This window comes from Pseudidiomarina aestuarii (genome assembly GCF_048263735.1).
In the GTDB taxonomy this organism is placed as follows: Bacteria; Pseudomonadota; Gammaproteobacteria; order Enterobacterales; family Alteromonadaceae; genus Pseudidiomarina; species Pseudidiomarina aestuarii_B.
This window is the reverse complement of the sequence record NZ_JBLXDX010000004.1, coordinates 208,142-220,191: the sequence shown is the minus strand read 5'-3', so window position 1 is coordinate 220,191 and position 12,050 is coordinate 208,142. Positions and strand designations below refer to the sequence as shown.

Sequence of the window (12,050 nt, the reverse complement as noted above, 5' to 3'; positions counted from 1 at the left end):
TTACTCAGTTGCCGCTTCAATACTAAAGCTATGCGTCACATTCACTGCAACTTCTAGCATTTTCGCGACTGAGCAATACTTCTCAGCACTCAATTGCACCGCTCGTTCCACATGCTTTTCGGCGATATCCGTACCAGTTACCACAAAATGCAAATGAATATCTGTAAACACCGCTGGCGTCGCATCGGCGCGCTTACCATCCACGTCACAGCGCACAGCCGTCACTTGCTGACGAGTTTTCTCAAGAATAGACACCACATCGACCGATGAGCAGCCACCAGCAGCCATGAGCACCAGCTCCATAGGACTCGCGGCAGTGGCTTTATCGCCATCCATTCGCACGGTGTGGCCGGAGCCCGACTCAGCGGAAAACTCCATGCCTTGTACCCATTTCACTTGCGCATGCATTGCTGCTGCCATCGTCATTTCCCTCGTTCGACTAAAACTTTAGACCTGGCGCAAACTTCTCTGGCAACGTTGAGCGCTCGGCTTCAACGGATGCCACAGGGTACGCACAATAATCGGCCGCATAATAGGCGCTGGCACGATGATTACCACTGGCACCAATACCACCGAATGGCGCAGCACTGCTCGCGCCGGTGATAGGCTTGTTCCAATTCACAATACCTGCACGAATGCGCTTAAAGAAGTACCGGTAGGTGTCTTCGCTGTCACAAAGAATTCCTGCCGACAAACCGAAACTAGTGTTATTCGCTTCGGCGATAGCCGCATCAAAGTCAGAATACCGATACACTTTCAGAAGCGGGCCAAAATGCTCGATATCCGGCATTTCCTCAACGTTGGTGACATCCAAGATTCCCGGTGTCACGAAACCCAGATGATGATCTTTTTGCTCCATTCGCAGCAAAACTTTGGCGCCCGCATCAATTAGGTCGTTCTGCGCACTCACCATGTCTTTTGCAGCTTTGGCTGAAATCATCGCCCCCATAAACGGTTGCGGATCGGCCTGATAATCGCCAATTTCAATGGCCTTGGTCACTTCCAAAAGACGTTGCAAAATGGCATCGCCCTGCTCACCCTTTTGGATAAACAAGCGGCGCGCACAAGTACAACGCTGCCCCGAGGTAATGAACGCCGACTGCACGATGTCATGCACGGCTGCATCGATATCACTGACGTCATGAACGAGCAGCGGATTATTACCACCCATTTCTAATGCCAAGATTTTATCTGGACGGCCACCAAATTGCTTATGCAATACATGTCCAGTCGACGATGAGCCCGTGAAGAACAAGCCATCAATTTGTGGGTGTGCAGACAGCGCTTTACCAGTTTCTACGAGGCCTTGAACTAAATTCAGAACACCATTCGGTAAGCCCGCTTGCTGCCACAATTTCACCGTGAACTCAGCAACTTTAGGAGTCATTTCGCTTGGCTTAAACACCACCGTATTCCCGGCTAGGAGTGACGGCACGATATGACCGTTCGGCAAATGCCCTGGGAAATTATATGGGCCATACACAGCCACAACACCATGGGGTTTATGGCGAATAAATGCTTTCGCACCGGGCATCGGATTCTCAACCGTTCCCGTACGCTCCTGATAAGCGCGCTCTGAAATCGCAACTTTACCGATCATGGCACCGACTTCGGTCAGCGTTTCCCACACTGGCTTACCTGTTTCTTGAGCGATAGTGAGTGCTAACTCTTGTTTATTCGCCTCAAGTAACTCGGCAAACTTTTGACAGATACTGAGACGCTCTGAAAAGTCCTTGTCTGCCCACGCGACAAAAGCTTCACGGGCTGCATAAATAGCACGCTCGACCTGTTCTTCCGTTGCGGCCTTGCCTTCCCAAACCACTTCGTCACGGGCCGGGTCGATCGATTTGAATGAATCACCAGCTCCGGCAACCCACTCACCATTAATAAATAAATTTTGTTCAGACATTCTGTTCTCCAGTTGCAACTGTGAGGCGCTCTTCAATTTCTTAATTAAAGAGCGACGATACGAACTGCATCATCTGCTTTCAAGCGCAGTCCGGCGGCACTTTCCGCATCGATAACAATATGGTCATCGCGCACATGGATGCGTGCTTGTCCCGCGCGAAAATCAGCGACGCGGGTGTTACAAACAATATAAGCCTGACCGTCAGTGACTACGCCAATTTTTACTGGCAGTCGGCGGCTGTCGCGCACGCTACGAATATTTTCCACTTCTACTTCCACGGTTGGACCCGCGTCAAAAATATCGACATAGCCACGGAATCGAAAACCTTCATTCTCGAGCATCCGCAGCGCTGGTCTGGTGTTCTCGTGAACCTTCCCAATCACGACTTGCGCCGCCTCGTCCAATAACTTGACGTAAATAGGGTAACGCGGCATCAATTCGGCCACGAAGGTCTTTTCACCGATACCGGTGAGGTAGTCAGCTTGAGTAAAGTCCATTGAGAAGAAATGCTTCTGTAACCAACCCCAGAATGGTGATTGACCATCGACATCGGATACACCCCGCATTTCTGCAATCGCAAATTGACTGAAGCGCTTTCTAAACTCCGCCATAAACAACATGCGAAACCGTGACAGCACTCGGCCATTCATATTTTTGCGGTAGGGTTCACGGAGGAATAGCGTGCAGAGTTCACTTACACCCGTATAGTCATTACACAAAGTCAGGGTTTCAAGTGCGTTGTAGACATCGAGTTCTTTCGAGTGATGAATGACTTTGCCTAGCCGGTAATGATAGAAGGCATCGGTCAAACCGACCGCAGCCTCAATACCGCTGCAACCGACAATCTCGCCAGTTGCAGTATCTTCCATGACGAACAAATACCCTTCTTCACCTGGCTCACTCACCTGCTCACGCGCAAACGCCTCTTGCGCTCGCGCAATGCGACGACGCAATAGCTTTTCGTCAACAGGCAGTGAAGTAAAGCCATGCCCTGATTCTACCGCACATGTGTATAACGCCGCATAATCTTGCGGCGTAATGGGACGAACCACTAACATAATGTGTCTCCGCTAGCGCTGGGCTAGCTTAACCAACAACTTTCGCGATAGCGCGTTCGAATCGAGCAAGACCTTCGTGAATATCGGCTTCGGGAATGACGAGCGACGGAGTGAAACGAATCACGCTTGGTCCTGCGACCAACACCATCACACCTTCTTCACCACCGGCGTTTAAGAAGTCGCGCGCTTTACCTTCGTATTGGTCAGCAAGTTCAGCACCCAGCAACATGCCTTGGCCACGAATGTCTTTAAAGACGTTGTACTTGGCATTGATTTCAGCGAGCTTTTGCTTGAACATTTTCTCGCGCTGTTTGACACCTTCCAATACTTCATCGGTATTGACGACGTCATATACAGCTTCAGCCACAGCGCAGGCCAGCGGGTTACCGCCATAAGTACTACCGTGAGTACCTGGCTTGAGATGCTCAGCAATGGCTTTCGTAGTTAACATTGCACCAATTGGGAAACCGCCGCCTAATGATTTAGCAGATGCAAGAATATCTGGGGTAATATCCAATTGTTGATAGGCATATAGGCTACCTGTACGACCAAACCCGGTTTGTACTTCGTCAAAAATTAACAGCGCATTGTGCTTATCACACAACTCACGTACGCCTTTTACGAAGTCAGCATCAGGGCTAATCACACCGCCTTCACCTTGCAGCGGCTCCATCATGATTGCGCAGGTGCGGTCAGACATCAGCTTTTCGAGCGCAGCTAAGTCATTGTAAGCAACATGCTCAATACCACCTGGTTTAGGTCCAAAGCCGTCAGAATACGCAGGCTGACCACCCACGGTCACAGTAAAGAACGTCCGCCCGTGGAATCCTTTGGTGAACGCGATAATTTGGTCTTTTTCTGGGCCAAACTTGTCCAGAGCCCAACGGCGCGCTAGTTTCAGTGCGGCTTCGTTGGCTTCTGCTCCCGAGTTAGCAAAGTAAACGCGGTCTGCAAATGTCGATTCAGTCAATTTCTTGGCCAAACGAATAGCCGGTTCGTTTGTAAATACGTTACTTAAATGCCATAACTTGTTGCCTTGCTCGGTCAACGCTTTGACCATAGCTGGATGGCAGTGACCCAAACAGTTCACCGCAATACCACCGGCAAAATCGATATATTCACGACCTTCTTGATCCCACACACGCGAGCCTTCGCCTTTCACTGGAACCATTTTTGCTGGATTGTAGTTTGGCACCATGACCTCATCAAAGGTCGCACGGGTTACAATCATATTCTGTGTCATAAAACTCCCTCTCGCTGTGGGTATTCAAAGATGAATTCGGCTTCAAAAGTGCATCTATTATCGCAGATTTTTTGCTCGCTGTCGTCGCTACAGCGTAGAAAAATCAAGCTGTCACGGGGAGTTAGTTGGTTTTGCACAGGAGCTGCATGAATATGCTGAAAACACAGTGAATGGTGAATAGTTAACAGAGAACAGAAGAGCGAAAACCTGAGTAGCTAGTTCCGCTTTTCTGTTCACTTTTCACTGTTTACTGTTTACTTGCTCTGTTCACTGGCATTTAGCCAGTTGGCTAGTAGTTGGTGACCGTGTTCGGTTTGGATAGCTTCAGGATGATACTGGACGCCCCATATCGGTAGATCGCGATGCCGTATGGCCATGATTTCGCGTTCACCAGAGCTCGTAGTCGTCCACGCATCAACAATCAAAGTGTCGGGAATACTGTCGTTAGCGAGAAGTAGTGAGTGGTAGCGGGCCACTGTGAATGGATTCGGTAGATCATGGAACAAGCCTGCTTGAGTGTGCTCGACACTCGACGTTTTGCCGTGCATGACTGCGCTTGCGCGTATTACCTTGGCGCCAAACACTTGGCCAATGGCCTGATGTCCCAAACACACGCCAAGAATGGGAAGTTTTCCCGCAAAGTGTTCGATAGCGGCAAGTGAAATGCCCGCTTCATTGGGCGTACAAGGACCCGGTGAAATGACGATACCGCTGAGTGGGAGCTGTTCTATTTCTGCTAGCGTCAGTTCATCGTTACGAATAACTTTGACTTCCGCTTTTAACTCACGGAAATAACGCACGACGTTGTGTGTGAAAGAGTCGTAGTTATCGATCATCAACAGCATAGGTTTACTCTAACGTATCGACTGGAATTGCCGCATCCTAGCACTGATTGGCGTGTGGTTGCCAAGCTTACGAGTTGGAAGTCTCGCGACCAGCAGCGCGGCCATCACGCAACCAATTCGTTTCGAAGTCTGCGATGGGTTGCGGCTCACCATACCAATAGCCTTGCGCGTAATCACAACCCAAGCGGCGAAGCTCTTGCGCTTGTTCAGCAGACTCGACTCCCTCGGCTAGGGTCTTCATCCCAAAGATATTCGCAGTAGCGATAATGGTTTGAATAATTGCTTTATCCGCTGCACTGGTCAGTAATTCACGCGTGAAGCTTATGTCGATTTTGAGTACATCGGCTTGGATTTGTTTCAAGTAATTCAAAACCGAGTGGCCGATGCCAAAGTCATCGATTGCCAATGAGAAACCTGCTTCATGAAGCTTGGTGAGGGTTGCCAGTGCCACTTCAGGATCGCGCATAAACGCAGTTTCGGTGATTTCTAATTCGAGTTGCTTGGGATGACAACCAGAAGTTGCAACCTGCTCCAATAATTCCTCGACAAACTGCGGTTGTTCGAGGTCGCGAATAGAGATGTTGATACCCACCCGACCGCGCATTTCCAAACCTTCTTCACGCCAGGTCTGTAGCTGTTGCAGCACGTTTCGAATTACATATTGCGTAATGCGACATATCAAGCCGCGCTCTTCCGCGAGTGGAATAAACTCAGCCGGACTGACCCAACCAAAGTCAGGATCTTGCCAACGCAACAATACTTCTGCGCCAACCAACTCACCAGTTTCAATGTTCAACTGCGGCTGCAAATAGGGTCGTAATGCTGAAGTACGGATTGCATATTCCAAACCTTCCACTAAAGCGATTCGGCGCAAATAGAAGTTATTCAATGCATCGTGATATCGACAGTAAGGCAGATCCATGGTCTTCGCATGGAACATTGCCATGTCCGCACGGCGCAGCAGCACATCGGCGCTGTCAGAATGCCGCGGCAAGGTTGCCACACCGGCGCTAATATTGATCCGAAATTCAGCAGACTGAATTTCATAAGCATGGCTCAGTTGCGCTAACAGTCGTTCAATCAGCGCCTCAATTTCAGCTTCATGATGGAACGTGATAATCGCAAACTCATCACCACCAATTCGCGCTATCAAATCACGGCTACGTACATGACGCTGCAGTCGCTTGGCTACTTCCAGCAGTAACTGGTCACCAATGGTATGCCCAGCCGATTCATTGATTTCTTTAAAGTGGTTAATATCAAACGTGATCACCGACAACGTCTGATCGGTGTTTCGAGCTACCGCAATACGTCCGTCTAACTCATGCATGAACTCAGAACGATTACAGAGACCGGTCAATTGGTCATGTGCGGCTAGATAACGGATGCGATCTTGCTGCTGTTTTAAATCAGAAATATCCGAATAAACAATAATCGCACCGCCATCGGGCAACGGTGATGCACTCACCGACAACCAAACAGAATAAGCACCTTGCTCTAACTTCATGATTTGGTTGGTGACCGGACGTCGCTCTCGCAATGCACGAGATGAGGCAAAATCTTGCGGATCGAGAATGAAGCCGCGTTCGTCGAAGATTCGCCAGTCAGGGTCATCAATTTGGCGATGCGTTAACGCTTCCATACTCTGATTCAAAATTGCCTCAGCCGCATGGTTTGCTTCAATTAACTGGCCGTCCGCATCACAAATCGAAATGCCAACTGGAGCCAAATCGTAGATAGACGAAAGCCGCTCTTCACGTTCCAGCAAGCGCTGATTCGTTTCGCTGGTTTCAGATTGTTGTTGAATGAGGTCTTCGGCAGCGCTTTGGTAGGCATGCAAATTCATTTCTGCTTGGACAGCATCACCGAGTGCTCTGAGCGTAGTGAGTTGGCTCACTGTAAGCTGTCGCACTTTGGTATCGATAATGCACAATGTTCCAACTTGCTCGCCGTTTGGCGTTTGCAGAGGGGCACCGGCGTAAAAACGAATACCGGGTTCATCTAATACAAGCCGGTTGTCTTTGAAGCGGTCATCCTGCGTGGCGTCTTCAACCACCATGATGCCGCGCTGCTGAATAGCATGACTGCAAAACGACAGGCTACGCGGAGTTTCCTGTTCGTTTAGACCACTTCTTGCTTTGAACCACTGTCGATCAGCATCGACGAATGAAACCAGCGCGATGGGAACATCAAATGTTTTGCGCGCTAATTGAACCCAGCGATCAAACCGCGCTTCGTTGGGCGTATCGAGCAATTGGGTTGCACGTAATGCTGCTAACCGGCGGTTTTCCGCCATGCTCGAATCCGATTCACTCATTCATCAAACCTTCAATATTGAAGTACGTCTATATATGACAATTTACATAAGCAAAATAGCATAAAGATATTTCGAAGCGAACACTTATTTGAACGTTCTCAGAGCCTTATGGCCGGGGTACAAAACCCACCGCATCATAGACCTGCCGTAGCGTCCGCGCAGCTCGTTCGGCCGCTGCATCGGCACCTTTACCCATTACTTGCTGTAAATAATCTAAATTATTCCGATACTCTTGGTAGCGCTGTTGAATGGGCTCCAACATTGCCACGACTGCCGCTGCTGTATCCGTTTTCAAATGACCATACATTTTATCTTCGTACTGCGGCACTAAATCGGCAATGGAGGTCCCCGTAGCTGCTGACAAAATCGACAGTAAATTGGATACACCTGGTTTTTCTTCGGTATCAAAATAGATGCGCGCCTGCTCATCCGAGTCCGTAACAGCTCGCTTCAATTTCTTGGTTATCTTCTTCGGATCTTCCAACAAGCCAATGTAGTTATTTTCATTATCGTCAGACTTCGACATTTTTTTAGTCGGATCTTGCAAACTCATGACACGCGCACCCACTTGCGGAATAAACGGCTCAGGTACGGTAAAAATATCGCCATAGAGATTGTTAAAGCGCGTCGCAACATCACGAGTCAATTCAAGATGCTGCTTCTGATCGTTGCCCACTGGTACTTCGTTGGCTTGATACAACAAAATATCCGCGGCCATGAGTGCAGGATAGGTGAACAAGCCAGCATTAACGTTGTGCGCATGCCGGTCAGACTTGTCTTTGAACTGAGTCATCCGATTCAATTCACCCATTTGCGTGTAGCAATTCAAAATCCACGCCAGCTCAGCGTGCTGAGGAACATGCGACTGAACGAAAATAGTGCTCTGCTCTGGATCTAAGCCACAAGCCATATACAGGGCGAGACCGTCGAGGGTGGCATTGCGTAATTGCTCTGGCTCTTGACGCACGGTGATGGCGTGGAGGTCGACCAGCATAAAGAGACAATCATGAGTGCTCTGCATCTTCACCCACTGGCGTAGTGCACCGATGTAGTTACCGATGGACAATTGACCGGATGGCTGACAGCCACTGAGAACAATGGGTTTAGACATGATTGACTTCCTGAATGAAAAAATTAATTAGATGATTTGGTAACCGTGGCAAGTTCAGCGCGCATCGCGTCAATAACCGCTCGATAGTCTGGCTGATTAAAAATGGCCGACCCTGCAACAAACATATCTGCTCCAGCGGCTGCCACGGCGGCAATGTTATCAACCTTAATGCCACCATCAATTTCTAATCGAATGGAACGACCACTCGCAGTAATGCGCTGCCGCACCTCTTTGAGTTTGTCGAGAGTGGTTGGGATAAACTGCTGCCCACCGAAACCTGGGTTCACTGACATCAGTAAAATGACATCCACTTTATCCATCACGTAATCAAGGTAATGGAGTGGCGTTGCCGGATTGAACACGAGCCCGGATTGACATCCAGCCGCACGAATCAACTCCAATGACCGATCGATGTGTGTTGAAGCCTCTGGGTGAAAAGTAATGATAGACGCTCCAGCTTCCGCAAAATCACCGATAATTCGATCGACAGGCTGTACCATTAAATGCACATCAATGGGTGCGGTAACACCGTACTTGCGGAGCGCCGAGCACACCATAGGACCTATTGTCAGGTTCGGAACAAAGTGATTATCCATAACATCGAAATGGACGACATCGGCACCAGCCTCTAACACCGCATCAACTTCGGCGCCAAGTCGGGCAAAGTCTGCAGATAAAATGGAGGGGGCGATTAAAAAATCAGTCACTTTAGTATCCTCATACTTGCCTAAGCCACACGACCGCTGGACAAGGGTTCGCTGTGTTTATTTATGCGCCATTATTTATACGCGATAGTGTACCAGAGGATAGCGCGCTTGGCAGTCAAAAAAATACGCCAAGATACTTGGCAAGATAGGCATTTGCCTGCTACATTATGAGCAATTATTAAACAAGGTTATTTCAATGACTTCACGTTTAGCGTCAATATTGGTGGTTTGCGGCATGATCCTGCTGGGGTCAATGCTGTCTCCGTCGTGGCAAGCCCGCGCCAATAACGTGACGCAGCAGTGTGATGAGCTGTTGAAAAACACCGAGCAAAAGCAAGCATACGAAGAATGCACGGCACTCGAGAAAGAAGTGACTTGGAAAAGTTGGTTCTCGGGACAAAGCCGCTCGACACAATTTCATTTCCTCGATTTATTCGAGTTACTGTTTGGCAATTCTGATACCAAACGCGATTTCGCTCCCAAGAAAGTCCGCTAGTTTTTAATGAGTCAGTGCTAAATGAGTAAGCCAGGCCCTCTCAGTATTCTAATGAGCGTCCTCGCCGCATTATTTGGTGTCCAAACCGAGCAAAACCGTCAGCGCGACTTCGCCAATGGCAACCCCGCCGTTTACATCACCGTCGGTGTTATTTTTATCGTTCTGTTCGTCGTCTCGCTACTCTTAATCGTGAACTGGGTGCTACCTGCTTAAGCAAAAAGCCAGGCAACACCCGCTGAGCAATTAACGCGCTTCAATACCAGAGTGTCGCAATAGCGCATCGACTTGTGGTTCGCGACCACGAAATGCTTTGAACAACTCCATCGCGTCTTTGGATCCACCGCGCTCTAAAATAGCTTCTAGAAAATCGCGGCCGGTTGCTGCGTTGAAGATGCCTTCTTCTTCAAATCGCGCAAACGCATCGGCAGACAGCACTTCAGCCCATTTATAGCTGTAATAACCCGCGGCATAACCACCAGCAAAGATATGTCCAAAGCCATGTTGAAAGCGGTTGTACTCAGGCGGCTGACGCACTGCAACCTCACGGCGTGTCTGGTCCAAGATAGCTTGAATCTGACCACCTCCCTGACTCGGATCAAAATCACGATGAATACGTAAGTCGAACAAACTGAATTCGAGTTGCCGCACCATCTGCATTGCCGATTGGAAGTTCCGTGCAGCCAACATATTGTTGAGCAGATCTTGAGGCAAGGGCTCACCGGTTTCGTAGTGACCTGAAATGGTCTGCAACGCTTCCGGTTCCCAACACCAATTTTCAAGAAATTGTGATGGGAGTTCGACTGCGTCCCAAGCCACACCATTAATGCCCGAAACACCAGCCACATCGACGCGAGTCAACATGTGGTGCAAGCCATGTCCGAACTCATGGAATAGTGTCAACACTTCATCATGGGTAAACAACGCAGGCTTGCCACCCACCGGCTTATTGAAATTGCAGGTGAGATACGCCACTGGCAGTTGCACTTGGTTGGTGGCGGTGATACGACGGACCGCGCATTCAGCCATCCAGGCTCCGCCGCGCTTGCCGGAACGCGCATACAAATCGAGGAAGAACGAACCGCGCGGTGAGCCATCCTGATCAGAAATCACAAAATAGCGGACATTCTGATGCCAAATATCGTCTCGCGGCTGCTCCGTGATGCGCACGCTAAAGAGTGACTCAACTACATGAAATAGTCCCTTAATCACCTGATTTTCAGGGAAGTAAGGACGTAATTGCTCATCCGAAATAGCATACTCTTGCTGCTTCAGTTTTTCGCTATAGTACGCAACATCCCAAGCTTCAATGCTATCGACACCAAACTGTTGCTGAGCGAAATCAACAACATCCTGATAGTCTCGCTGAGCTTGCGGTAACGATTTTGCCGCTAAATCGCTGAGAAAATCTTCAACTTGCTGCGGCGATTCCGCCATTTTGGTTGCGAGTGATAGCTCTGCATAGTTCTTGAAGCCGAGCAATACTGCTAGTTCATGACGCAATGCGAGGGTTTCTGCCATGATTTCAGAATTATCAAACTGGCCAGCTTGTGGACCTTGATCTGATGCGCGCGTGGTAAAGGCCACATACATGGTCTCGCGCAGCGGTTGATGATCGGCGTACATCATTACAGGCAAATAGCTCGGAATATCGAGACCAAAACGCCATCCTTGTTGGTCATGTTCACGCGCCAATGCAGCAGCTGATTCAATCGCACTATCTGGTAAACCGGCTAACTGAGATTCATCGGTAACGAGATAATGCCAGCCATCGGTCGCATCCAAAACATGATTACTGAATTGCGAAGACAAGTCAGCCAACCGCGATGAAATTTCAGCATAACGTTGCTTCTGCTCATCCGGCAACGCAACACCACTCAGTTCAAAATCTCGCAGGGTATCGACAATGACTTTTTGCTGAGCTTCACTTAACTCGGCAAAACTTGCCTGCTCGTGCAAGGTTCGAATAGCTCGATACAGACCTTCGTGCTGCCCTACGAACGTACCATAGTCGGATAGCAGCGGTAGGCAGGCATCATGGGCCTCACGCAGCTCTGGCGAGCTCACCACAGCATTTAAGTGTGATACTGGTGACCAGCTTCGCTCCAGCAAATCATCCACGTGCTCAAGGGGTGCCATGACGGTTTCCCAGCTTGGCGAGGGCGTTGCCACAACTTGCTCAATAACCTGCTTACACGCCGCAATGCGTGCCTCAATGGCAGGCTTGATGTGTTCAGGCCGAATCGACTGAAACGGTGGTAAGTGGTAATCATTGAGCAAAGGGTTTTGACTCATTGGACATCCTCTTGAATAATGCGTGAACTGATTTTGTGCTAATGCAGATGGATCTGAGGGCTTTTACCCCAG

The 12,050-nt window shown here is 49.2% G+C and carries 11 protein-coding genes; 2 read left to right on the top strand and 9 right to left on the bottom strand.

Annotation, left to right across the window (positions count from 1 at the left end; translation table 11 throughout):
* From ACN0S4_RS10650 to rpe, 8 genes are all read right to left on the bottom strand, one after another.
* A complete protein-coding gene (locus ACN0S4_RS10650) occupies positions 1 to 408 on the bottom strand; it encodes an OsmC family protein (protein ID WP_417657697.1) in 408 nt (135 codons plus the stop codon).
* Positions 409 to 439: 31 nt separating this feature from the next.
* The gene (astD, locus tag ACN0S4_RS10645) at positions 440 to 1,909 is read right to left on the bottom strand and encodes a succinylglutamate-semialdehyde dehydrogenase (RefSeq protein ID WP_417657656.1); all 1,470 of its coding nucleotides are present in this window, start codon (positions 1,907 to 1,909) and stop codon (positions 440 to 442) included.
* Between the two features lie 44 nt (positions 1,910 to 1,953).
* Positions 1,954 to 2,967: an arginine N-succinyltransferase gene (astA, locus tag ACN0S4_RS10640; RefSeq protein WP_417657655.1), complete on the bottom strand. Its 1,014-nt coding sequence runs from the start codon at positions 2,965 to 2,967 to the stop codon at positions 1,954 to 1,956.
* Positions 2,968 to 2,995: 28 nt separating this feature from the next.
* Complete coding sequence (locus tag ACN0S4_RS10635) at positions 2,996 to 4,198, bottom strand: aspartate aminotransferase family protein (RefSeq protein WP_417657696.1); 1,203 nt, start codon at positions 4,196 to 4,198, stop codon at positions 2,996 to 2,998.
* A 266-nt stretch (positions 4,199 to 4,464) separates the two neighbouring features.
* The gene (locus ACN0S4_RS10630; protein ID WP_417657654.1) at positions 4,465 to 5,055 is read right to left on the bottom strand and encodes an anthranilate synthase component II; all 591 of its coding nucleotides are present in this window, start codon (positions 5,053 to 5,055) and stop codon (positions 4,465 to 4,467) included.
* A gap of 67 nt (positions 5,056 to 5,122) precedes the next feature.
* A complete protein-coding gene (locus ACN0S4_RS10625) occupies positions 5,123 to 7,372 on the bottom strand; it encodes an EAL domain-containing protein (protein ID WP_417657653.1) in 2,250 nt (749 codons plus the stop codon).
* A gap of 106 nt (positions 7,373 to 7,478) precedes the next feature.
* Positions 7,479 to 8,483 (bottom strand): tryptophan--tRNA ligase, encoded by a 1,005-nt coding sequence (trpS, locus tag ACN0S4_RS10620; protein ID WP_417657652.1) that lies wholly within the window; start codon positions 8,481 to 8,483, stop codon positions 7,479 to 7,481.
* A gap of 23 nt (positions 8,484 to 8,506) precedes the next feature.
* Complete coding sequence (gene rpe / locus ACN0S4_RS10615; RefSeq protein ID WP_417657651.1) at positions 8,507 to 9,190, bottom strand: ribulose-phosphate 3-epimerase; 684 nt, start codon at positions 9,188 to 9,190, stop codon at positions 8,507 to 8,509.
* 196 nt (positions 9,191 to 9,386) lie between these two features.
* On the opposite strand from rpe, the gene ACN0S4_RS10610 reads away from it, so the two are divergent.
* Together ACN0S4_RS10610 and ACN0S4_RS10605 are read left to right on the top strand one after the other, a co-directional pair.
* Complete coding sequence (locus ACN0S4_RS10610) at positions 9,387 to 9,686, top strand: hypothetical protein (RefSeq protein ID WP_417657650.1); 300 nt, start codon at positions 9,387 to 9,389, stop codon at positions 9,684 to 9,686.
* 21 nt (positions 9,687 to 9,707) lie between these two features.
* Entirely contained in the window at positions 9,708 to 9,899 is a 192-nt protein-coding gene (locus ACN0S4_RS10605) for a DUF2970 domain-containing protein (protein WP_417657649.1), read from the top strand.
* Positions 9,900 to 9,929: 30 nt separating this feature from the next.
* On the opposite strand, the gene prlC is transcribed toward ACN0S4_RS10605, so the two are convergent.
* Positions 9,930 to 11,978, bottom strand: coding sequence for an oligopeptidase A (gene prlC / locus ACN0S4_RS10600; RefSeq protein WP_417657648.1), 2,049 nt, complete (start codon positions 11,976 to 11,978; stop codon positions 9,930 to 9,932).
* Positions 11,979 to 12,050: the final 72 nt, after the last annotated feature.